The organism is Pseudomonas hormoni (assembly GCF_018502625.1).
Classification (GTDB): Bacteria; Pseudomonadota; Gammaproteobacteria; order Pseudomonadales; family Pseudomonadaceae; genus Aquipseudomonas; species Aquipseudomonas hormoni.
In genome coordinates, this window is the sequence record NZ_CP075566.1 from 4,562,871 (window position 1) to 4,586,194 (window position 23,324).

Below are 23,324 nucleotides of genomic sequence, written 5' to 3' on the forward strand. Positions count from 1 at the left end.
TTTCCTTACCGCTCGATCAGCGCAATGCGCTTGTTGTACCAGTTCATCAGCAGGGAAATGCTGATACTGATCGCCAGGTACACGCTCATGGTGATGGCAATGACTTCGATCGCCTGCCCGGTCTGGTTCAGCACCGTACCGGCAAACAACGAGACCATTTCCGGATAACCGATACCGGCCGCCAGCGAAGAGTTCTTCGCCAGGTTGAGGTACTGGCTGGTCAGCGGTGGAATGATCACACGCAGGGCTTGCGGGATGATCACCTTGCGCAGGGTCGGACCGTTGCGCAGGCCCAGCGAGTGTGCCGCTTCGGTCTGGCCATGGCTGACCGACTTGATGCCCGAACGCACGATCTCGGCGATGAACGCCGCGGTGTACACGGTCAGGGCCAGGGTCAGCGCCAGCAGTTCCGGGATCAGCACCCAGCCACCGACGAAGTTGAAACCTTGCAGCTTGGGCATTTCCCAGTGCAGTGGCGTGCCGAAGATCAGCGCGCACAGCGCCGGGATCACCAGCAACAGCGCCAGGCCGGTCCAGAACTTGTGGAACGGAACACCGGTGGCCTCGAAACGCTTGTTGGCCCAGCGGCACATCAGCACGATGGCGACAATGGCCACGACCACGCTGACCACGAACGGCCAGAAACCGTCCGCCACCAGCGCGGCCGGCATGTTCAGGCCGCGGCTGCTGACGAAGAAGGTGTCGCCGAAGTTATGGCTGTTGCGCGGCCCCGGCATGGTCAGGAACACCGCGAAGTACCAGAACAGGATTTGCAGCAGCGGCGGAATGTTGCGGAAGACTTCCACATAAACAGTCGCCAGCTTGGCGATGATCCAGTTCTTCGACAGCCGTGATACGCCGACGATGAATCCGAGGATCGTCGCCAGGATCACGCCGATGAAGGTCACCAGCAGCGTGTTGAGCAGGCCGATGACAAACACCCGGGCATAGCTGTCCGATTCGGTGTAGTCGATCAGGTGTTGAGCGATACCGAAACCGGCACTGCGCTCCAGAAAGCTGAAACCGGAGGTAATGCCCCGGTGTTGTAGGTTGGTCTGCGTGTTGTCGAACAGGTACCAGCCCATCGAGACCACCGCCACAATGGTGATGATCTGAAATAGCCACGCACGCACTTTGGGATCGCTGAGGCTGAGCCTCTGCTTTGGTGCGCCGATTGAATTTTGCATGAAGTGCCCCGGATGTAATGGAACAGAACATCACCCGGCGGTTGGCCCACCGGGTGATAGAACCATCAGCGCACTGGTGGTGCGTATTGAATGCCGCCGTTGTTCCACAGAGCGTTCAGCCCGCGGTCGATGGCCAGTGGAGTGCCCTTGCCGAGGTTTTTCTCGAACACTTCACCGTAGTTGCCCACTTGCTTGACGATCTGCACGACCCAGTCTTTCTTCACTTTCAGGTCTTTGCCGTATTCACCGTCAGCGCCCAGCAGACGAGCGACGTCCGGGTTCTTGGTGGCTTTGGCTTCCGCTTCAACGTTCTTCTGGGTGATACCCATTTCTTCAGCGTTGAGCATGGCGAACAGGGTCCACTTCACAATGCTGAACCACTCTTCGTCGCCTTTACGCACGACAGGGCCCAGAGGCTCCTTGGAGATGGTTTCCGGCAGAACGACGTAGTCGGTCGGCGTCGCCAGCTTGCTGCGTTGTGCGTAGAGCTGGGATTTGTCGGAGGTCAGCACGTCGCAACGACCGGATTCCAGCGACTTGGCGCTTTCATCGGAGGTGTCGAAGGTGATCGGGGTGTATTTCAGACCGTTGCCACGGAAGTAGTCGGAAACGTTCAGCTCGGTGGTGGTACCGGCTTGAATGCAGATGGTGGCGCCGTCGAGCTCTTTAGCGCTTTTCACGCCCAGCTTGTTGTTCACCAGGAAGCCGATGCCGTCGTAGTAAGTCACGCCGGCAAACACCAGGCCCATGCCCGAATCGCGGGAGCTGGTCCAGGTGGTGTTACGCGACAGCACGTCGATTTCGCCGGACTGCAGCGCGGTGAAGCGCTCTTTGGCGTTCAACTGGCTGAACTTCACCTTGGTCGCGTCGCCGAAAACGGCAGCGGCCACAGCGCGGCAGACGTCAGCGTCGATACCGATGATCTTGCCAGTGGAGTCTGGAACCGAAAAACCAGGCAGGCCATCACTGACGCCGCACTGTACGAAACCTTTCTTCTGCACTGCATCCAGGGTTGCACCCGCCTGAGCGAACCCGCTGACACCGAGTACTGCGGCTGCAGTCACGATGGCCAGGGTGGATTTCAACATCTTCATTCAAACCTCCAGTTTTGCTCTTGTTGTGTCGGAGCTTGAGTCCAGTCGCACCCTTTTGAGGCGTTTTGACCCGTGTTGGCTTTTTTTGGGGTCAACCGACGTAGGACCTGCGCTATGAGTCTAGTAGGAGAAAATCCACATCATGGACCACTCACTTCTCACCAATCGGCCGAACGGGCTGTAGCCCTTTCACGTTCGCGAAGCCCGTATCGGCCACTGGCGAACATCCATCACCGGATTTTTTGCTATCCCACCACGAACAATGGCCTGATAGTGTTACCGACAGGCGTGGGATTTTCGTACAGGCATTCCTATAGCAAAGCCCGTACCAGACCGCTCGCCAAAGCACTTAAGGGACAGGTCAATAGCAAAACTTGTAGCCTTGCGACATCTTCGTAACTGATCAACCTGACGCGCACTCACATCACGCACTCAATGAGCGCGCGCGCACAACATTGGAGCAGCCATGACCGAGCCCCTTATTCTTGAACCCGTCAAGCCCGCAGACGCCTGCGTTATCTGGCTGCACGGCCTGGGCGCCGACCGTTACGACTTCCTGCCGGTGGCCGAAGCGTTACAGGAAAGCCTGCTGACCACTCGCTTCGTTCTCCCTCAGGCACCGACCTGCGCCGTCACCATCAATGGTGGCTACGAGATGCCGAGCTGGTACGACATATTGGCCATGAGCCCCGCACGCGCGATCAACCGCGAGCAGCTTGAAGAGTCGTCGGACAGGATCATTAAATTGATCGACGTGCAGCGAGCCGTGGGAATAGACGCCTCGCGGATTTTCCTGGCAGGTTTTTCCCAGGGCGGCGCCGTGGTGTTACACACCGCGTTTCTGAAATGGCAGGGGCCGTTGGGTGGCGTACTTGCCCTCTCTACTTATGCACCGACTTTCAGTGACAAACTGGAGCTTTCCGCCAGCCAGCAACGCATTCCAGTGCTGTCGCTGCACGGTCAGTACGATGACGTGGTGCAAAACTCGATGGGTCGCACCGCCTACGAGTATTTAAAGACGCATGGTGTCACCGTGACATGGCAGGAATACCCAATGGGTCACGAAGTGTTACCCGAGGAAATTCGCGACATCGGCGTCTGGCTCGCTGAACGCTTGCGTTAACGGTTCAGGCGAAAAACAGCCCATTGATCCCTCCCACTACGCCGCGCCCGTTTCTTGCATTACACTGGCCGGCACTTAACCAATTGATGAGATGACCGTGCTCAAAGCACTCAAGAAAATGTTCGGTAAAAGCGAGACTGAGCAGCTCGCGCCAGCCTCCAGCGCTCCGTCTCACACCCCCAGCCACCGCACCGACGGTAATCAGCCTGGCCGGACCGCACCCGTAACGGCACCGAAACACGCGCCGAAGCCTGCACCGGCCACTCCCGCTGTCGAAGCCATTGCCGCTGAAGCGCCGCCCAGCGAAGCCGCGAAACCTGCCAAACCGCGTCGCGAGCCCAAGCCAAAAGCGCCGGTGATCCCCTGGAAACTCGAAGATTTCGTCGTTGAACCCCAGGAAGGCAAAACCCGTTTCCACGATTTCAAACTTGCTCCGGAACTGATGCACGCCATCCAGGACCTGGGCTTCCCGTATTGCACGCCGATTCAGGCTCAAGTGCTGGGCTTCACCCTCGCGGGCAAAGACGCCATCGGTCGCGCCCAGACCGGCACCGGCAAAACCGCCGCGTTCCTGATTTCGATCATCACCCAGTTGCTGCAAACCCCGCCGCCGAAAGAGCGCTACATGGGCGAGCCTCGGGCGCTGATCATCGCGCCGACCCGCGAACTGGTGGTGCAGATCGCCAAGGACGCCGCCGACCTGACCAAGTACACCGGCCTCAACGTCATGACGTTTGTCGGCGGCATGGACTTCGACAAGCAGCTCAAGCACCTCGAAGCGCGTCACTGCGACATCCTCGTCGCGACCCCGGGCCGCCTGCTCGACTTCAACCAGCGCGGCGACGTGCACCTGGACATGGTCGAAGTCATGGTCCTGGACGAAGCCGACCGCATGCTCGACATGGGCTTCATCCCGCAAGTGCGTCAGATCATTCGCCAGACCCCGCCGAAGAACGAGCGTCAGACGCTGCTGTTCTCCGCGACCTTCACCGAAGACGTGATGAACCTCGCCAAGCAATGGACCACCGACCCGTCGATCGTCGAGATCGAGTCGCAGAACGTGGCCAGCGAAAACGTCGAGCAGCACATCTACGCGGTGGCTGGTGCGGACAAATACAAACTGCTCTACAACCTGGTCAACGACAACGGTTGGGAGCGGGTGATGGTCTTCGCCAACCGCAAGGATGAAGTGCGGCGCATCGAAGAACGCCTGGTACGTGATGGCGTCAACGCCGCGCAACTGTCCGGCGATGTACCGCAGCACAAGCGCATCAAGACCCTCGAAGGCTTCCGCGAAGGCAAGATCCGCGTGCTGGTGGCCACGGATGTCGCCGGTCGCGGCATTCACATCGACGGCATCAGTCACGTGATCAACTTCACCCTGCCGGAAGTCCCGGACGACTACGTGCACCGTATCGGCCGTACCGGTCGTGCCGGCGCGGATGGCGTGTCCATCAGTTTTGCCGGTGAAGACGACTCCTACCAGCTACCGTCCATCGAGGCGCTGCTGGGTCGCAAGATCAGCTGTGAAACGCCACCGACGCATCTGCTGCGGGCGGTTGAGCGCAAGCGTCCGTAACGCGGGCCTTACTGAAAGAGGCGCAGCCGGAAACGGACTGCGCTTTTTTTTCGCCCCGGATATTGCTCGCGATAACTAAAAGTCCATAATGGACAAATTAGTTTACTTCCAGCTCTCGGAGCCGCCCATGTCCAGCACGCCTTTTGTGATCACCCAACCCCAGGCCCGTGAATTGTTGGCACAGGTCGACGTGCCGCAGATCCTGCGCAAGCTGTTCCGCGACCTGGCCGCCGGGCAGGCGGTGCAACCGGCGCAGCAACTGGTGGAATTTCCCAAGGGTGCCGGCGACTTCATCAACTACCTGGGCGTGCTGGCCGAAGACGGGGTTTACGGGGTCAAGACGTCGCCCTACATCGTGCGAGAACAAGGTCCGCTGGTGACTGCGTGGACCTTGCTGATGTCGATGCAGACCGGCCAGCCGCTGTTGCTCTGCGATGCCGGCGAACTGACCACTGCGCGTACCGCCGCGACCACCGCCGTGGCTGTCGATGCCCTCGCCCCGTTGAACGCTCAACGTCTGGCAATCATCGGCAGCGGCAAGGTTGCCATGGCGCACCTGCATTACGTCAAGGGTTTGCGCGACTGGCAAAGCATCCACCTTTTCTCGCCGAACCTGAGCGAACTCAGCCCTGAAGCCCTCGCCGAGATCAAAAGTCTCGATCCACGGCTGACCCTCGTCGACAGTCGTGAAGCGGCCGTCCAGGACGCCGACGTGATCATGCTCTGCACTTCGTCCGCGGGACCTGTGATCGACCCGTCCAGCCTGAGCAAACCGGCGTTGATCACTTCCATCAGCACCAACGCGCCGCGGGCCCACGAAGTGCCGCCGCAGAGCCTCAACGACATGCAGGTTTTCTGCGACTATCGTCTGACCACTCCGGGGTCGGCGGGCGAAATGCTGATCGCCGGTGAGCAACATGGCTGGGACAAGAGCGCTATCGTCGGCGACCTGCCCGATCTGCTCAGCGAGAAAGTCCAGCGTCCCGGTTACGACCGCCATGTGTTCTTCCGCTCGATCGGCCTGGGCCTGGAAGACATCGCACTGGCCAATGCCATTTACCGCCTGCAGCACTAATCCCCTTGTAGGAGCGAGGCTTGCCCGCGAAGGCGGTGTATCAGCCTGAATTTATGTCTACTGACACACCGCCTTCGCGGGCAAGCCTCGCTCCTACAGAGGTCATCTATACATTCGGCATTTACGCTCGACAGGAGACGTTCATGAGCCAGGCAGATTTCATCATCATCGGCGGCGGGATTGCCGGCGCTTCCACCGGTTTCTGGCTGTCGCAGCACGCCCGGGTGATTGTGCTCGAACGCGAATCCCATCCGGCCTATCACTCCACCGGACGTTCCGCCGCGCTGTTCACCGCTGCTTACGGCACCCCGCAAGTCCGGGCACTGACCCAGGCCAGCCGCGATTTCTTCGACGCCCCGCCCGCCGGTTTCTGCGAACACCCGCTGCTGACCCCACGTGGCGAGATGACCGTGGACTTCACCGGCGACCCGGCCGAGCTGAACAATCAATACCTCAGCGCCAAAGCCACGGTGCCCGAGATGCAACTGCTCAGCGCCGACGAAGCCTGCGTACGCTTACCGATCCTGCGCCGAGACAAAGTCCACGGCGCGATCTACGACCCGACCGCCAGCGACATCGACACCGACGCCCTGCACCAGGGTTATCTACGCGGCATCCGGCGCAACAAAGGAGAAGTGCACACCGACAGCGAAGTCCTGAGCCTGACCCGCGATGCCGAGGGTGTGTGGCACGTACAAACCAACGGCCAGACCTTCAGCGCCCCGATCATCATCAACGCCGCCGGCGCCTGGGCCGACAAGATCGGCGAACTGGCCGGCGCCAAGCCGCTGGGCCTGCAACCGAAGCGCCGTGCGGCGTTCATCTTCGCCGGGCCAGAAGGCGTGGACATCCACCATTGGCCGATGCTGGTCAGCCTCGACGAGTCGTTCTACATGAAGCCCGACGCTGGCATGTTCCTTGGCTCACCGGCCAACGCCGACCCGGTGGAACCGCACGACGTGCAGCCCGAAGAACTGGACATCGCCATGGGCATCTACCAGATCGAAGAAGCCACCACCCTGACCATCCGCCGCCCGACCCGCACCTGGGCCGGCCTGCGCAGCTTCGTGGCCGACGGCGATTTGCTGTCCGGTTTCGATCTGCAGGTGCCGGGGCTGTTCTGGGTTGCGGCGCAAGGCGGGTATGGCATCCAGACCTCGCCCGCCATGGGCCAGGCCAGCGCCGCACTGGTGCGCGGCGAACCCTTGCCCGAGCAACTCACGCGCTTCGGCCTGGATGCCGGGATGCTCTCCCCTGCTCGCCTGGGCTGATCCGCGTCCTCAGGTGACGTGTCGACCCGATTGCGGCAAACTTCCAGCGCCCTTTTTGCAGGGCGCTGACGCTGCCTGGAGCTCCACTGTATGAACGCACCTGTAAAAGACCCGGCCCTGGACAACTTCCGCGCGATTGCCGATGCCATCGCCACGTTGTTCTTTCCCCACGCCGAGGTGGTGCTGCACGATCTGCGCACACAGAAAGTCGATTACATAGCCAATAACCTGTCGAAACGTGAAGTCGGTGACGACTCCGCGCTGGAAGACATGCTCAGCGATGACATCAGCGAACGAAACATCGGCCCGTACGAAAAACTCAATTGGGATGGTCAGAAGATTCGCAGCCTGAGCAGCGTGCTGCGCGACAGCAACGGTCATCCACTGGCCGTGCTGTGCATCAATCTGAATATTTCGCTGTTCGAAAATGCCAAGGCAGCGCTGGATCTGTTCCTGTCACCGAGCAAGCTGATCCCGCAACCGGATTCACTGTTTCGCGATGACTGGCAGGAGAGGATCAACACCTTCCTCCACGGCTGGCTGCGCGAACGTCAGCTGAGCCTGAACCTGCTGACCCGCGACCATAAACGCGAACTGGTGCTGGCCCTGCACGCCGAGGGCGCCTTCAAAGGCAAAAGCGCCTCCAACTATGTGGCAAACGTGCTGAACATGGGACGGGCGACGGTGTACAAACACCTGAAGGAATTGAAAGGCTAAACAACCGCCCCCCGGATTGATGGCGAAACACGCACCTGTAGGAGCACGGCTTGCCGGCGAAGGCGTCCTCAAGATCGCCTTCGCCGGCAAGCCGTGCTCCTACAGAAAAGCGGCGGTTATTCCAGCGCGGAAGCCGGGCCGAAGAACTCGTAACGGCTTTGCTTCTCCGGCACTCCCAACGCTTTCAGGTGACGCTTCACCGCCGCCATGAAGCCTTTAGGCCCCAGGAAGTAAGCGTCCAGATCGCGCTGCTGCGGCAGCCACTCGCCCAGTTGTTCCTGACTCAACAACCCGACCTTGTCCGCTGCCGGACTGACTCCATCATCCTCGGCGTAGCAATAGAAGCGCTTGAGTTGCGGGTGACGCTCGGCCAATCCATCAATCCAGTCGCGGAAGGCGTGGACGCTGCCGTTGCGTGCGCAGTGGATAAAGTGCACCGGCCGCTGGGTTTCCAGTGCCGCTTCGAGCATGGCCAGGGTCGGGGTGATGCCGACGCCGCCGCTGATCAGCACCAACGGTTTGTCGCTGTCGGTCAGGGTGAATTCGCCCGATGGCGGGAACAGCTGGATGGTGGAGCCAACGTGCAGTTGATCGTGCAGATGGTTCGAGGCGCGGCCACCGTTTTCACGCTTGACGCTGATGCGGTACTGACCTTTGTTCGCCAGGGCTGACAGCGAATAGTTACGACGAATCTCTTCGCCATCGAGGATCAGTTTCATGCCGATGTACTGGCCAGGCTCTGCGGCGAGGATCGGACCTTTGTCCGCCGGCTCGAAGTAGAACGAGGTGATTTCCGCACTCTCTTCAACCTTGGCCGCGACGATGAATTCCCGCGCGCCGCGCCAGCCGCCCGGTGCCTGTTCTTTCTGATCGTAGATGCTGGTTTCGGCACCGATCAGGATGTCGGCCAGTTGACCGTACGCTGCGCCCCAGGCGCTCATCACTTCCGGCGTGGCGATCTCGTCGCCCAACACTTCGGAAATCGCACGCAACAGACAGGTGCCGACAATCGGGTAGTGTTCCGGGAGAATTTGCAGGGCCACATGCTTGTTAATGATCTTGGCCACCAGGTCGCCCAATTGGTCGAGCTGATCGATGTGGCGCGCATACATCAACACACCATTCGCCAGGGCGCGGGGTTGATCACCGCTGGCCTGGTGCGCCTGGTTGAACAGCGGGCGGACTTCCGGGTATTCGGAGAGCATCATGCGGTAGAAATGCGTGATCAATGCTTCGCCACCGCTTTCCAGCAACGGCACAGTGGATTTGACGATTGCACGGTCTTGAACGCTGAGCATAAGGTGACTCCTGAGCTACTTGGGTTTCTAACTGATTGCCCTCTCCTTATCAGTTTCCGTGCCAGCTATTTAATTGTTATAAATCAACAAGTTAAAAACATTCTAGTCATAACGACACAGCCTGACTTATAGTCATCTCGACTACATGGAGTCACTATGACTGCAAAATCCCTGCTCACAACATTGCTCCCCCTGGTCTCGGACCTGTCCCGCGAACTCCCCGAGGGCGAGCGCTATCGGCGCCTGCTCGAAGCCATGCGCGCCCTGCTCCCCTGCGATGCTGCCGCGTTGCTGCGCCTCGATGGTGAATGGCTGGTGCCGCTGGCCGTCGACGGTTTGAGCACCGACACCCTCGGCCGACGCTTCAAGGTCAGCGAACACCCGCGCTTCGAAGCACTGCTCAGCAGCCCCGGCCCGACCCGTTTTGCGGCCGACAGCGATCTGCCCGACCCTTACGACGGGCTGGTCGATGGCCTCCATGAGCATCTGGAAGTCCACGACTGCATGGGGTGCCCGTTGTTTATCGACGAGCGCCCGTGGGGCTTGTTGACCCTCGATGCGCTCGACCCGGAGCGTTTCGAGCCGATCGAACTGGACGCCCTGCAAGCCTTCGCCAGCCTCGCCGCCGCCACAGTCAATGCCGCCGAGCGCATCGAACGCTTGGCCAATCGTGTCGAAGACGAACATCAGCGCGCCGAGGTTTACCGTCAGGCCAGCGGTCAGCAGAGCCGCGAGATGATCGGCCAGAGCAAGGCCCACAAACGGTTGGTGGAAGAAATCAGCCTGGTGGGCGGCAGCGACCTGACCGTGTTGATCACCGGGGAAACCGGGGTCGGCAAGGAGCTGGTGGCCCAGGCGATTCACGCCGCCTCGCCCCGGGCCGACAAGCCGATCATCAGCCTTAACTGCGCCGCGCTGCCGGACACGCTGGTGGAAAGCGAACTGTTCGGCCATGTGCGCGGCGCCTTTACCGGGGCGACCAGCGACCGCCGAGGCAAGTTCGAACTGGCCAATGGTGGCACGCTGTTTCTCGATGAAGTCGGCGAACTGTCGCTGACCGTGCAGGCCAAGTTGCTGCGCGTGCTGCAAAGCGGTCAGCTGCAGCGGCTGGGTTCGGACAGGGAACATCAGGTCGACGTGCGGCTCATCGCCGCGACCAATCGCGACCTCGCCGAAGAAGTGCGCAGTGGCCGTTACCGTGCCGATTTCTATCACCGGTTAAGCGTTTACCCGCTGCTGGTGCCGGCCCTTCGGGATCGCGGGCGGGACGTGCTGCTGCTCAGCGGTTTCTTCCTGGAGCAGAACCGCTCGCGCATGGGCCTCAACAGCCTGCGCCTGAACAGCGACGCCCAGGCCGCGTTGCTCGCGTATGACTGGCCGGGTAATGTGCGAGAGCTGGAGCACTTGATTGGTCGTAGCGCGCTGAAAGCCTTGGGGCACTGCAAGGAGCGGCCGAAGATACTCAGCTTGAGTGCGGCGGACCTGGAGTTGCCCAGTGGTGGTGTTGAGGTCGCGTCCGAGCAACCGAGTGCGATTCCGGTGCCGTTGATGTCCGGGGACTTGCGTGAAGCGACTGAAAGTTATCAGCGGCAATTGATCAGCGCTTGCCTGGAACGGCACCACAATAATTGGGCGAGCGCGGCGCGAGAGCTAGGCCTGGATCGGGCGAATCTTGGGCGGATGGCCAAGAGACTGGGCATGAAGTGATGCCCATTGTGGCGAGGGAGCTTGCTCCCGCTCGGTTGCGAAGCATCCGCAAAATGGTACTGCCTGACAGAGGGAGGTGCCATATCGGGGAGCGCTTCGCACTCCAGCGGGAGCAAGCTCCCTCGCCACAGGTTCACCGTTTGGCCCCCGACAGGTATTTGGCCTAAAGCCTGCCCCCAACAAGTCGATAACCCGGCATCGATAGCTTTTGGCGACTTTCCATTCGCCCATCACCTTTTTCCACAGAAGGTTTTTATGTCCTCCACCAAAGCCCGCGCAGACTCACTTTCGCTTCTGCTGTTTACCTTGCGCAGTGGCAAGCTGATGGCGATCAACCTGCTCAAAGTCAGTGAAATCATCCCCTGCCCGCCGCTGACCAGGCTGCCGGAGTCGCACCCCCACGTCAAAGGCATCGCCACCCTGCGCGGCGCGTCGTTGTCGGTGATAGACCTCAGCCGCGCCATTGGCGAGCGGCCGCTGGAAGACCCGAACGGCGGCTGCCTGATCGTCACTGACGTCAGCCGTTCCAAGCAGGGTCTGCACGTTCAGGCCGTGAGCAAGATCGTCCATTGCCTGACCACCGATATCCGTCCGCCGCCCTTCGGCTCCGGCGGTGTGCGCTCGTACATCACCGGTGTGACCTCGGTCGACGGCACGCTGGTGCAGGTGCTGGACATCGAAAAAGTCATCCACGGCATCGCCCCGGCGCAGATCGAAATGGCCCCGACCGAGCTGAGCATGGAAGACGCCGAAGTACTGGGCAACGCGCGCATCCTGGTGGTCGACGACAGTCAGGTCGCCTTGCAGCAGTCGGTGCACACCCTGCGCAACCTCGGCCTGCAATGCCACACCGCGCGCAGCGCCAAGGAAGCCATTGACTGCCTGCTGGACCTGCAAGGCACGGCCCAGCAAATCAACCTGATCGTCTCGGACATCGAAATGTCGGAGATGGACGGCTATGCCTTCACCCGCACCTTGCGCGAAACCCCGGATTTCTCGCACCTGTATGTGCTGCTGCACACGTCACTGGACAGCGCGATGAACAGCGAAAAGGCACGTCTTGCCGGTGCCAACGCGGTGTTGACCAAGTTCTCCTCGCCGGAGCTGACCAAGTGCCTGATCGAAGCGGCCAAGGCGGTCGCCGAACAGGGTCATTGAGTTTGACCGACGCCTTTTGTTTTCTGATGCGGCGCAACCTGGCTGAGGTTGCGCCCGCCATCACCTGGCCTCAGGGAATCGTCCTGCACGATTACCGCCCCGAACTGGCAGAAGCCGTTCATCGCCTGATGGAACTGGGTTATCTGGAAGGTGGCGGCCGTGTGCCGGCGCTGAATACCTGGCAACAGCGATTCGAGACCGATCCCGAGTACGATCCTTCACTGTGCTTCATCGCTCTGGATGCCGACGGCATCGTTGGTGTGTGCCAGTGCTGGACCAGCGCCTACATCAAGAATCTGGTGGTGCACCCGCGCGCTCAGGGTCGGGGGCTGGGTCGGGCATTGCTGTTGAATGCATTCAATGTGTTTCAGCAGCGTCGTGAAGGGTTTGTGGATTTGAAGGTGCTGGAAGACAACATCCGGGCGCAGCGATTGTATGAAAGTTGCGGGATGTATATGGTCCGTCGGGAGCCGGTTCCGGCCTGACAGCCCCCTTCGCGGGCAAGCCTCGCTCCTACAGGTAATCACCGTCTCCTGTAGGAGCAAGGCTTGCTCGCGATGAGGCCGACACATTCAACCTCATACCATCAGGCATACTCGGCCCACACATGCCCAAGGATGCCTGAACAATGAAAACCACCACCCTCACTTTCCTCTGCCTCACTGCCCTCGCCACCCAAACCCAAGCCTCCACCCCTGAAGCCTGGGCCGCCTTCGACAAAGCCATGCTCGCCAGTTGCATCAAGGCCAGCGGCCTGCAAGACGCCTCCCCCGTCGGCAAAGCCGCACAGTTCGACGACCGGGTCGACTACACCGCCGTGCTCCTGCAAGGCCGCTACCCGCAAAAACACATGAAAGGACAGCAAGGCACCGAACTGTGCCTCTACAACAAAAAAAGCAAAACCGCCTACGTGACCGAATGGGACTCCATCCGCCTACCGGCCAAATCCAAGTGAATGGCGCATAACTTGCTTCGAAGCAGACCTTTGCGGTGACATTCTGTCGCCGTTTCGGGCCCAGACAGGCGACTGATCCTTCAATGAATACGACGTTTTCCTGCGTAGGTTGTGGCAAATGCTGCAATGACCACCACGTGCCCCTGACCCTGACAGAAGCCCGGATGTGGGCGGCCGACGGCGGTCAGGTGATCGTGCTGGTGGAAGGGTTCCTGGGCAATGGCCTGGGCCTGCCGGTGCAGCAACGCGAACATGCCGAACGCCGTTCGGTGGTGGTGCAAAGCGGCGCGTCCGAAGCGTTCGTGGCCATCACGTTTGCGGCTTACAACGTCGGTCCCTGCCGGAATCTTGACGAAGACAACCTCTGCCGTATCTACGAACGCCGGCCGCTGGTGTGCCGTATCTATCCGATGGAAATCAATCCGCACATTCCACTCAACACTTCGATCAAGGAATGCCCGCCCGAATCGTGGGAAAAAGGCCCGGACCTGATCGTCGGTGGTGAACTGGTCGATCAGGAACTCGCAGGACTTATCCAGCGTTCCCGTCAGGCGGATCGTGATGACATCCGCACCAAGGATGCGATTTGCGCGTTGCTGGGGATTCGGACTACAGCGCTCAAGGGCGATGGGTTCACCGCGTACCTGCCGGACATGACTGCATTTGCCACGGTCATCGATCAGGTGGCGCAACAGCCGTCGACGGAGTCGGGCAGTGACTGGCAGTTCCACGTGTCCGGCGACGACATCGCCGGGCAAGTCCTGGCAGCCGGCGCGCAACTGACCACCGAGGCGCCCGTCAACTACGCGTTCATTTCGTTGCGCGCGGCTTAACGGCGTTCTCGCCAGAACTCCTGCGCCAACTGCCGCAAATCCCCCGCCAGCCCCGCCACGTCTTCGGAGTTGGCCTGACTTTGCCGGCCTTCGCTTACCGTGACTTCGCAGGCAGAGCGAATGCGGCTGATGTTGCGGTTGATGTCTTCGCTGACCGTGCTTTGCTCTTCCACCGCCGAGGCGATTTGCAGGCTCATTTGCGTGATTTGATTGACCCGCCGACTGATCGCGTCCAGCGCATCGGCGGCGCGCCGGGCCTGTTCGACGCTGTTTTCCACCTGCTCACTGCTTTGCTGCATCACCACCACCGCGTCTCGCGTGCCGTTTTGCAGGGTGCTGATCATGCGCTGAATCTCGTTGGTCGATTGCTGGGTGCGTTGCGCCAGGCCCCGCACTTCGTCGGCGACCACCGCAAAACCGCGCCCGGCATCCCCGGCGCGCGCCGCCTCGATGGCCGCGTTGAGGGCCAGCAGATTGGTTTGCTCGGCGATGCTGCGAATCACTTCCAGCACCCCGGTAATCTCGCTGCTGTGCCCTTCCAGCTGATGAATCACCTCGGTGGCGTGCGCCAGTTCCTCGGCCAGACGCAAGACGGCGTGGCGACTCTCACTCACCAGTTGATGACCTTCGCGGGTTTCGCTGCCGGCCAGATCAGCGGCCTGAGAGGCTTGCTGCGCATGGCTGGCCACCTGCGCCACGCTGGCGGACATCTGGTGAATCGCCGCTGCCACCTGATCGGTTTCAGCCTGCTGATCCAGCGTACTGTGGTGACTGCTTTGCAAGTGTTCGACCAGTTCCGCCGCATGCCCGGCCAGGCGCTGCGACGCATCGCCGATGCGCCCCACCACCGCGCCGATCTGCGCTTCGAGCATTTGGAAGGCAAACTCGATCTGGCCGAACTGATCCCGGCGGCCGGTATAAATGCCCTGGCTCAACGGGTTGTCGGCAATCTGTCGGGCGCGCTCGGTGAGCGCTGTCAGCGGGCGCAACATCAGCCCGGTTCCGACCGCCGCCAAACCGCTGCCGATGACAAACGCCAGCATCCCGAACACGGCTGATGACGGGTTGAGCCACACCTCGGCGCCCACCACACAGGCCAGCGTCACACTGAACAGCGCCACCACTTTAAGTCCCGGTGCGAGCACAGGCAGGCGTTGCGACAGCGGCACCCGACCGTCGCGAAGGTTTGCGTAGGCTTTTTCGGCGGCGTCGATCTGCCGCGCCGAGGGCCGGGTCCGGACCGACTGATATTCCACCGCCTGACTGTTCTGCGTCACCGGCGTGGCGTAGGCGCTCACCCAATAGTGATCGCCATTCTTGCAGCGATTCTTCACCAGCCCCATCCATGAACGGCCACTTTTGAGGGTCTGCCACATATGCGCGAAAGCCGCTGCCGGCATGTCCGGGTGACGCAGCAGGTTGTGCGTCGAACTCAGCAACTCCTCACGGCTGTAGCCGCAGATTTTGATGAAGTCGTCGTTGGCGTAGGTGATCGCGCTGGTCAGATCGGTGGTCGAGAGGATGTTCGCATCAGCCGCAACGTCGACATTACGGCCAGTCACCGGGAGGTTGATCTTCATGGAAAGCGCGCTCGTTGTAGGGAAAGAGTCGGCAGGGCTGCTGACTCTAAGCGCACTGATTCCACAAACGTTGATCTGGCTCAGGACATGAGCACTTAGCCATCACCGCGATTGAAAACCGCGGCGGATGGCCAATGGCGGGGGGTGGAAACTCAGCGCTTGCCCATCGAACGACGGGTGCCGGGAGGCGCTGCGCCGGGGGTCTTGGTATGGCCGTTCTTGGCGCCGTTCTTGTACCACGGCTGGCTGGCGGATTTCGCGGCGGCCAGTTCACCCGGCTTGAACGGGAACTTGAATGCCGGGATCGCGGCTTTGGTTTCGCTGTCTGCGCTGGAGTCGACGCTGTCTGGCAGGTCTGCCTGGTCGTCGCTCAAGGCGTCGGCAACCGGCGGTTGTGTCGGGGAAGTCATGAAAGCTCCGGGTGATGCAATAGAGTCGGGCCCGGTCAGCGAGCCGCGAAAGGCGGCAGTATACCTCCCCACGCCCTTGTAGGAGCGAGCTTGCTCGCGAAAAACGTCCAGTCATAGCGTTCATCCAGGCAGCCTGCGTTTTCGTTAACGCCCATCGCTGGCAAGCCAGCTCCTACAAGGGACTTGCGTACATCACGAATACTGTAGGAGCCGGCTTGCTGGCGATGAGGCCAGAACAGACAACACAAACCCCAAACTGACAGCGCCGTCAGTTAGCAGTCACCTTCCTGACCGGCGAACAGGTTTATAAAGGGAGGTATAACCCTGACCAAACTCCGTCCACCCAGCCCCGGCGCCCCACTCGCATGCGAATTCAGAAAAAACCCGCCTTGATCGCCGCCCTTCTGATTGTCCTGGCAGCGCTGGGCGTGTGGTATGCCACCAAACCCGTGACGGCGAAACTCGCCGCGCCCACGGCGATTCCGGTCCGGGTGGTGAACGTCGCCGAAAAAGACGTCCCGCGCTACGTCAGCGGCATCGGCTCGGTGCTGTCTTTGCACAGTGTGGTGGTACGCCCGCAGATCGACGGCATCCTCACTAAAATCCTGGTCAAGGAAGGTCAGTTGGTGAATAAGGGGGACCTGCTGGCCACCATCGATGACCGCTCGATTCGCGCCAGCCTCGACCAGGCTCGCGCACAACTTGGCGAAAGCCAGGCGCAGCTGCAAGTGGCGCTGGTGAACCTCAAGCGCTACAAACTGCTAAGCGTCGACGACGGCGTCTCCAAGCAGACCTACGACCAGCAACAAGCGCTGGTCAACCAGCTCAAGGCCACTGCCCAAGGCAATCAGGCTTCGATTGATGCCGCGCAAGTGCAGCTCTCCTACACCCAGATTCGTTCGCCGGTCAGCGGTCGCGTCGGTATTCGCACGGTGGACGAAGGCAACTTCCTGCGCATGACCGACACCCAAGGCTTGTTCACGGTGACCCAGATCGACCCGATTGCCGTGGAGTTTTCCCTGCCGCAGCAAATGCTGCCGACCCTGCAAGGCCTTATCAACGATCCGGAGCACGCTCAGGTGAAGGCCTACATCGGTGCCGACACCGACGGCGAAACCGGCAACCTGCTGGGCGAGGGTCATCTGACCCTGATCGACAACCAGATCAATGCCAACACCGGGACCATCCGCGCCAAGGCCGAATTCAACAACCCCGGACAGAAACTCTGGCCGGGCCTGCTGGTGACGGTAAAGATTCAGACAGCATTGGATAAAGATGCGCTGGTGGTGCCGCCCACGGTCGTACAACGCGGGCTCGATCAACACTTCGTGTACCGGGTCAAGGGCGACAAGGTTGAAACCGTCCAGGTGCAGATGGTCCATCAAGGCAGCGGCCAGGACATCATCAAAGGCGTGAAACCGGGCGACGTGCTGGTCAGCGACGGCCAGTCGCGGCTCAAACCCGGCTCGACCGTGCAGGTACTGACCGCGCCACCGCAAGTGGTCCAGTCGGAGCCGAAGCCATGAAGGGCCACGGCTCAGTTTCGGCGTGGTGCATCGATCATCCGGTGGCGACGATCCTGCTGACGTTTGCCCTGGTGTTGCTGGGTGTCATCGCCTTCCCACGCCTGCCGATTGCACCGCTGCCGGAAGCCGAATTCCCGACCATCCAGGTCGCCGCGCAACTCCCCGGCGCTAGCCCGGAAACCATGGCGTCGTCGGTGGCCACGCCGCTTGAAGTGCAATTCAGCGCCATCCCCGGCGTGACCCAGATGACCTCAAGCAGCGCCCTTGGCTCGACCAACCTGACCCTGCAATTCACCCTCGACAAAAGCATCGACACTGCCGCGCAGGAAGTGCAGGCCGCGATCAACACCGCCGCCGGCAAACTGCCCAAGGACATGCCGAACCTACCGACGTGGCGCAAGGTCAACCCGGCCGATAGCCCGGTGCTGATTCTCAGCATCAACTCAACCTTAATGCCCGGTCCCGAACTCAGCGATCTGGTGGAAACCCTGCTGTCCCGTCAGATCAGTCAGATCGACGGCGTAGGACAGATCAACATCACCGGCCAGCAACGTCCGGCGATTCGCGTTCAAGCCTCGGCGGACAAACTCGCCGCCATCGGCCTGACGCTGGCGGACATTCGCCTGGCCATTCAGCAAACCAGTCTCAACCTGGCCAAAGGTGCGTTGTACGGCGAGTCGAGTATCTCGACGCTGTCCACCAACGACCAATTATTCCACCCGGACGAATACAGCCAGCTCATCGTTTCCTACAAGGACGGTGCGCCGGTTCACCTGAAGGATGTGGCGAAAGTCGTCAACGGTTCGGAAGATGCCTACGTGCAAGCCTGGGCCGGCGACAAACCCGGGGTGAACCTAGTGATTTCCCGGCAGCCGGGCGCCAACATCGTCGAGACCGTGGACCGCATCCAGGCTGCCCTGCCCGGCCTCGAAGCGATGTTGCCGGCCTCGGTGCAGGTCAAGGTGTTGATCGATCGGACCCAGACCATCCGCGCCTCGTTGCATGAAGTGGAAGTCACCCTGCTGATCGCGATCATGCTGGTGGTCGCGGTGATGGCGTTGTTCCTGCGCCAATGGTCGGCGACGCTGATCGTGTCGGCGGTACTGGGTGTTTCGCTGGTCGCCAGTTTTGCCCTGATGTACATCATGGGCTTCAGCCTGAACAACCTGACGCTGGTGGCGATCGTGGTGGCCGTGGGGTTTGTGGTCGACGATGCGATCGTGGTGGTGGAGAACATTCACCGACATCTGGAGGCCGGCGACGGCATGCGCGAAGCAGCGATCAAAGGCGCCGGCGAGATTGGTTTCACGGTGGTCTCGATCAGTTTCTCGCTGGTGGCGGCGTTCATCCCGTTGCTGTTCATGGGCGGCGTGGTCGGGCGGCTGTTCAAGGAATTCGCTCTGACGGCCACGTCTACGATCATGATTTCAGTGGTGGTGTCGCTGACCCTGGCGCCGACGCTGGCGGCGCTGTTCATGCGCGCCCCGGTGCATCACGCCCACAGCAAACCCACGTTCGGCGAACGGTTGCTGGCGTGGTACGAAAAAGGCCTGCGTCGCGCCCTCGCCCATCAGAAATTGATGATCGGTGTGTTTGGCTTGTCTCTCGGTCTGGCCATTGCCGGTTACATCTTCATTCCGAAAGGTTTCTTCCCGGTCCAGGACACCGGTTTTGTCCTCGGCACCACCGAAGCGGCCGCCGACATTTCCTACCCCGACATGGTGAAAAAACACCTGGCGATGGCGGAAATCGTCGCGGCAGACCCGGCGGTCGCGGCGTTTTCCCACTCCGTCGGCGTCTCGGGCAGCAACCAGACCATCGCCAACGGCCGCTTCTGGATCTCCCTGAAAAAACGCGGTGACCGCGACGTCTCGGCCAGCGAGTTCATCGACCGGATTCGTCCGCAACTGATGGCAGTGCCGGGCATCGTGCTCTATCTGCGCGCCGGTCAGGACATCAACCTCAGCTCTGGCCCGAGTCGCGCGCAATACCAATACGTGCTCAAGAGCAACGACGGCGCGACCCTCAGCACCTGGACCCAGCGCCTGACGGAAAAACTGCGTGCCAACCCGGCGTTCCGCGACATTTCCAACGACCTGCAACTGGGCGGCAGCATCACGCACATCAGCATCGACCGCAGCGCCGCAGCGCGTTTCGGCCTGACCGCCAGCGATGTCGACGAAGCGCTTTATGACGCGTTCGGTCAGCGGCAGATCAACGAATTCCAGACCCAGATCAACCAGTACAACGTAATTCTGGAACTGGACACCAAGCAACGCGGCAAGGCCGAAAGCCTCAACTATTTCTACCTGCGCTCCCCCCTCAGCGGGGAAATGGTGCCGCTGTCGGCGCTGGCGAAATTCGATGCGCCTACCGTGGGCCCATTGTCGATTGCCCATGACGGCATGTTTCCGGCCGCCAACCTGTCGTTCAACCTGGCACCCGGTGTGGCGTTGGGCGATGCCGTCATCATGCTCAATCAGGCCAAGGCTGAAATCGGCATGCCGGCAGCCATGAGCGGCAACTTCCAGGGCGCGGCCCAGGCGTTCCAGAGTTCGCTGGCCAGCCAGCCGTGGCTGATTCTGGCGGCGCTGGTGGCGGTGTACATCATTCTCGGCGTGCTCTACGAGAGCTTCGTCCATCCGCTGACCATCATCTCGACGCTGCCATCGGCGGGGCTCGGGGCGGTGATCATGTTGTGGATTTGCGGCCAGGACTTTTCGATCATGGCGCTGATCGGGCTGGTGCTGTTGATCGGGATCGTGAAGAAAAACGGCATCCTGATGATCGACTTTGCATTGGAGGCCCAACGCAAGGGCGGCTTGCCACCGGAAGAAGCGATCTATCAGGCCTGCATCACGCGGTTCCGGCCGATCATCATGACCACCCTCGCCGCCCTGCTCGGCGCACTGCCGCTGATGCTCGGCTACGGCACCGGCGCCGAGTTGCGCCAGCCATTGGGGATTGCGGTGGTCGGCGGCTTGCTGGTGAGCCAGGCGCTGACGCTGTTTACCACTCCGGTCATATACTTGTGGCTTGAGCGGCTTTTCCATCGGCACTCTCTCCCACCAGCACCAGCGCCACTGTCGGTGCTGGCGACCACAGACTGAGGCGGGGTCATGCGCGTTCTGATTATCGAAGACGAGGAAAAAACCGCGGATTATCTGCACCGCGGCCTGACGGAACAGGGTTACACCGTGGACCTGGCGCGGGACGGCGTTGAAGGCCTGCACCTGGCGCTGGAAAGCGACTACGCGGTGATCGTCCTCGACGTCATGCTGCCGGGCCTCGACGGCTTCGGCGTACTGCGCGCCTTGCGTGCGCGCAAGCAAACCCCGGTGATCATGCTCACCGCCCGCGAGCGTGTGGAAGACCGGATCAAAGGCCTGCGCGATGGCGCCGACGACTACCTCGGCAAACCGTTTTCCTTCCTCGAGCTGGTGGCGCGCCTGCAAGCGCTGACCCGTCGCAGCGGCGGCCATGAACCGGTGCAAGTGAGCATCGCCGACCTGTGGATAGATTTGATCAGCCGCAAGGCGACCCGCGCCGGAACGCGACTGGACCTGACCGCCAAGGAGTTCTCGCTGCTCAGCGTGCTGGCCCGCCGGCAAGGTGAAATCCTCTCGAAAACGGCGATTGCGGAAATGGTCTGGGACATCAATTTCGACAGCGACGCCAACGTCGTCGAAGTCGCGATAAAACGCCTGCGGGCCAAACTCGACGGGCCATTCGACGAGAAACTGCTGCACACGATCCGTGGCATGGGTTATGTGCTGGAGAGCCGTGGTGTCCAGTAATTCGATTGCGCTGCGCCTCAGTGGAATGTTCACGCTGGTGGCGCTTCTGGTGTTTCTGTTGATTGGCTGGGCGCTGTATCAACAGGTCGACAAGGGCCTGGGCTTGCTGCCTGAAGCCGAGCTGGACGCGCGTTACAGCGTGCTCGAATCCACCGTCGGCCGTTACGGCACGCCGGAGCATTGGGTGAAGATCAACAACAAGCTCAAGCTGTTGGGTGAAGAAGACAAACGCATCAGTTTCTGGATCATCAGCGGCGATCCGCACTACGAATACGGCAACCTGACGCCGCAGGTCCGCGCCTTCGCCGAAGGGCCGCTGGGCATGCGCGACTTACAGCTGCCGGATCAGCCTTACCCGCTGAAAGTGCTTGTCAGCCAGTTTCCGGCCAAGGATCAACGACCGCCGTTGCGCTTCATGATCGGCATCGACACCGAGACGTTTTTCCAGACCCAACATCACCTGCTGATTGCTCTGATCAGTCTGGCGATTATCGGTGTGCTGCTGGCCTCGGCACTCGGTTACTGGGTGGCGCGGATCGGTCTCAAGCCGTTGATCAAACTGTCTCAGGAAGCCCAGCGATTGGCGCCACCGTTGCGTTCCGGGCGCTTGCGTCTATCGTCGTTGCCGCCGGAACTCAACCAGTTCGTTAACTCGTTCAACTCCACGCTGGAGCGGGTCGAGCAGGCTTACTCGCGGCTCGAGTCGTTCAATGCCGACGTCGCCCACGAATTGCGCTCGCCGCTGACCAACCTGATCGGCCAGACCCAAGTGGCGCTGACGCGTGGGCGCTCGGCCGAACACTACTTCGAAGTGCTGCAATCGAATCTTGAAGAGCTGGAGCGGCTGCGTTCGATCATCAACGACATGTTGTTCCTCGCCAGTGCCGATCAGGGCAGCAAGGCGACCAAATTGACGTCCACCTCGCTGGCCGATGAAGTGGCGACGACGCTGGAGTATCTGGATTTCATTCTTGAAGATGCGCAGGTTCAGGTGCAGGTCAGTGGTGATGCGCAGGTGCGGATCGAGATTGCGCATCTGCGTCGGGCGCTGATCAATTTGCTCAGCAATGCGGTGCAACACACCGAGCCCGGCCAAGTGATCCAGGTGCGGATCGAGGTCGAGGAGCATCAGGTCAGCATCGGCGTCGCCAACCCCGGCTCGCCGATTGCCAGTGAGCATTTGCCACGGCTGTTTGAGCGCTTTTATCGGGTCGATGCGTCACGCAGCAACAGTGGCAATAACCACGGTTTGGGGCTGGCGATCGTCAAGGCGATTGCGCTGATGCATGGCGGCGACGTGTTTGTGCGCAGTGATCACGGCATGAATACCTTCGGCATCCATTTACCGGTCTGAATCACCTTGCCTCCTGTGGCGAGCGAGCTTGCTCGCGCTGGGCTGCGCAGCAGCCCCAAATCGGTCACTTGGTTTTTCTGATAAACCGAGGTGCATGGATTGCGACTGCTTCGCAGCCGAGCGGGAGCAAGCTCCCTCGCCACAAGTGTCCTGCCTGAAGCAGCTACTGTTGCTTCTACCGCAATAGTCCTTTCTTGAATTGGCTCTGTTTCCCGTCGGCCAAGATCCTTATCTTTGCGCCACCAAACAGCACTTGCCAAGCAAGAAGGTTTTAAAGATGTCCAACACTATGGGTATTGCCAGCGCTTTCGTTTTGTCTTCTTTGTTCCTCTCCCCGTTCGCCATCGCTGAAGAGTCGCAGACTTTCGTCGCGCACAATGCCGCGCGCGCTGCAGCGTTCGAAGCGTATCAGAGCGAAATGACGGCCAAGGCTCAGGACGCTGCGCAAACCCCTCAAGCGTCTGCCACTCAGGCCCAGCCACGGGTCGAGAAAGATAGCTGATCGCAACATATCGCTCTGTTTCCCTCGACACTTTTCATCGGCTCTTCCTGTTGAAAAGTTGTCTTCAAAGCCGCTGCTGTCAGCGGCTTTTTTTGTTGTCACTTCATTGATCGTTACAATCAATGCAACGATGCTGATCGACGCTCAGATAGTCGACA

Annotated in this window: 20 protein-coding genes and 1 pseudogene; 15 read left to right on the forward strand and 6 right to left on the reverse strand. The window is 60.8% G+C overall.

Annotated features, from left to right (window positions below; all coding sequences use genetic code 11):
* Positions 1 to 5: 5 nt before the first annotated feature.
* Together KJF94_RS21210 and KJF94_RS21215 are read right to left on the reverse strand one after the other, a co-directional pair.
* Positions 6 to 1,187 (reverse strand): amino acid ABC transporter permease, encoded by a 1,182-nt coding sequence (locus KJF94_RS21210; protein ID WP_214378525.1) that lies wholly within the window; start codon positions 1,185 to 1,187, stop codon positions 6 to 8.
* A 65-nt stretch (positions 1,188 to 1,252) separates the two neighbouring features.
* Complete coding sequence (locus KJF94_RS21215; protein WP_123365710.1) at positions 1,253 to 2,281, reverse strand: amino acid ABC transporter substrate-binding protein; 1,029 nt, start codon at positions 2,279 to 2,281, stop codon at positions 1,253 to 1,255.
* A 466-nt stretch (positions 2,282 to 2,747) separates the two neighbouring features.
* Between KJF94_RS21215 and KJF94_RS21220 the strand changes: the two genes are divergently transcribed.
* From KJF94_RS21220 to KJF94_RS21240, 5 genes are all read left to right on the forward strand, one after another.
* A complete protein-coding gene (locus KJF94_RS21220) occupies positions 2,748 to 3,404 on the forward strand; it encodes an alpha/beta hydrolase (protein ID WP_214378527.1) in 657 nt (218 codons plus the stop codon).
* A gap of 91 nt (positions 3,405 to 3,495) precedes the next feature.
* A complete protein-coding gene (gene rhlB / locus KJF94_RS21225) occupies positions 3,496 to 4,983 on the forward strand; it encodes an ATP-dependent RNA helicase RhlB (protein ID WP_214378529.1) in 1,488 nt (495 codons plus the stop codon).
* 127 nt (positions 4,984 to 5,110) lie between these two features.
* Positions 5,111 to 6,058, forward strand: a complete 948-nt coding sequence (locus tag KJF94_RS21230; protein WP_214378531.1) for an ornithine cyclodeaminase family protein — start codon at positions 5,111 to 5,113, stop codon at positions 6,056 to 6,058.
* A gap of 143 nt (positions 6,059 to 6,201) precedes the next feature.
* A complete protein-coding gene (locus KJF94_RS21235) occupies positions 6,202 to 7,329 on the forward strand; it encodes an NAD(P)/FAD-dependent oxidoreductase (RefSeq protein ID WP_214378532.1) in 1,128 nt (375 codons plus the stop codon).
* A 90-nt stretch (positions 7,330 to 7,419) separates the two neighbouring features.
* A complete protein-coding gene (locus KJF94_RS21240) occupies positions 7,420 to 8,046 on the forward strand; it encodes a helix-turn-helix transcriptional regulator (RefSeq protein WP_084320493.1) in 627 nt (208 codons plus the stop codon).
* A 116-nt stretch (positions 8,047 to 8,162) separates the two neighbouring features.
* On the opposite strand, the gene hmpA is transcribed toward KJF94_RS21240, so the two are convergent.
* Entirely contained in the window at positions 8,163 to 9,344 is a 1,182-nt protein-coding gene (gene hmpA, locus KJF94_RS21245) for an NO-inducible flavohemoprotein (protein ID WP_214378533.1), read from the reverse strand.
* 156 nt (positions 9,345 to 9,500) lie between these two features.
* Between hmpA and norR the strand changes: the two genes are divergently transcribed.
* The 5 genes from norR (at position 9,501) to KJF94_RS21270 (ending at position 13,997) form a co-directional block, all read left to right on the forward strand.
* Positions 9,501 to 11,051 carry a nitric oxide reductase transcriptional regulator NorR gene (gene norR / locus KJF94_RS21250; RefSeq protein ID WP_214378535.1) on the forward strand — a complete coding sequence of 517 codons (1,551 nt, stop codon included), beginning with the start codon at positions 9,501 to 9,503 and terminating at the stop codon, positions 11,049 to 11,051.
* Between the two features lie 255 nt (positions 11,052 to 11,306).
* A complete protein-coding gene (locus KJF94_RS21255) occupies positions 11,307 to 12,209 on the forward strand; it encodes a chemotaxis protein CheV (protein WP_214378537.1) in 903 nt (300 codons plus the stop codon).
* Between the two features lie 26 nt (positions 12,210 to 12,235).
* Positions 12,236 to 12,694 (forward strand): GNAT family N-acetyltransferase, encoded by a 459-nt coding sequence (locus tag KJF94_RS21260; protein WP_214384925.1) that lies wholly within the window; start codon positions 12,236 to 12,238, stop codon positions 12,692 to 12,694.
* Between the two features lie 143 nt (positions 12,695 to 12,837).
* Positions 12,838 to 13,164: a hypothetical protein gene (locus tag KJF94_RS21265; protein WP_214378539.1), complete on the forward strand. Its 327-nt coding sequence runs from the start codon at positions 12,838 to 12,840 to the stop codon at positions 13,162 to 13,164.
* Positions 13,165 to 13,247: 83 nt separating this feature from the next.
* Positions 13,248 to 13,997: a YkgJ family cysteine cluster protein gene (locus KJF94_RS21270; RefSeq protein WP_214378541.1), complete on the forward strand. Its 750-nt coding sequence runs from the start codon at positions 13,248 to 13,250 to the stop codon at positions 13,995 to 13,997.
* Here KJF94_RS21270 and KJF94_RS21275 read toward each other — a convergent pair.
* The 3 genes and pseudogenes from KJF94_RS21275 to KJF94_RS21280 all read right to left on the reverse strand — a co-directional run bounded on the left by KJF94_RS21275 (position 13,994) and on the right by KJF94_RS21280 (position 15,987).
* On the reverse strand, positions 13,994 to 15,040 hold the full coding sequence (locus KJF94_RS21275) for a methyl-accepting chemotaxis protein (protein ID WP_375379891.1): 1,047 nt from the start codon (positions 15,038 to 15,040) through the stop codon (positions 13,994 to 13,996). The two genes, KJF94_RS21270 and KJF94_RS21275, sit on opposite strands and share 4 nt — an antisense overlap.
* Positions 15,041 to 15,295: 255 nt before the next feature.
* Positions 15,296 to 15,577: pseudogene (locus KJF94_RS30675) on the reverse strand (PAS domain-containing protein); the annotation flags it as partial.
* A 152-nt stretch (positions 15,578 to 15,729) separates the two neighbouring features.
* Positions 15,730 to 15,987, reverse strand: coding sequence for a hypothetical protein (locus tag KJF94_RS21280; protein WP_150633444.1), 258 nt, complete (start codon positions 15,985 to 15,987; stop codon positions 15,730 to 15,732).
* Between the two features lie 365 nt (positions 15,988 to 16,352).
* Between KJF94_RS21280 and KJF94_RS21285 the strand changes: the two genes are divergently transcribed.
* From KJF94_RS21285 to KJF94_RS21305, 5 genes are all read left to right on the forward strand, one after another.
* Positions 16,353 to 17,513 carry an efflux RND transporter periplasmic adaptor subunit gene (locus KJF94_RS21285; protein ID WP_214378545.1) on the forward strand — a complete coding sequence of 387 codons (1,161 nt, stop codon included), beginning with the start codon at positions 16,353 to 16,355 and terminating at the stop codon, positions 17,511 to 17,513.
* Complete coding sequence (locus KJF94_RS21290; protein WP_214378547.1) at positions 17,510 to 20,623, forward strand: multidrug efflux RND transporter permease subunit; 3,114 nt, start codon at positions 17,510 to 17,512, stop codon at positions 20,621 to 20,623. The genes KJF94_RS21285 and KJF94_RS21290 overlap by 4 nt, the downstream gene beginning before the upstream one ends.
* Positions 20,624 to 20,632: 9 nt before the next feature.
* The gene (locus KJF94_RS21295; protein WP_007916978.1) at positions 20,633 to 21,310 is read left to right on the forward strand and encodes a heavy metal response regulator transcription factor; all 678 of its coding nucleotides are present in this window, start codon (positions 20,633 to 20,635) and stop codon (positions 21,308 to 21,310) included.
* Positions 21,300 to 22,664, forward strand: a complete 1,365-nt coding sequence (locus tag KJF94_RS21300) for a heavy metal sensor histidine kinase (RefSeq protein ID WP_214378549.1) — start codon at positions 21,300 to 21,302, stop codon at positions 22,662 to 22,664. Before KJF94_RS21295 ends, KJF94_RS21300 begins: the two co-directional genes overlap by 11 nt.
* Positions 22,665 to 22,941: 277 nt before the next feature.
* Positions 22,942 to 23,166 carry a hypothetical protein gene (locus KJF94_RS21305; RefSeq protein WP_214378551.1) on the forward strand — a complete coding sequence of 75 codons (225 nt, stop codon included), beginning with the start codon at positions 22,942 to 22,944 and terminating at the stop codon, positions 23,164 to 23,166.
* The last annotated feature ends 158 nt before the right edge of the window (positions 23,167 to 23,324 follow it).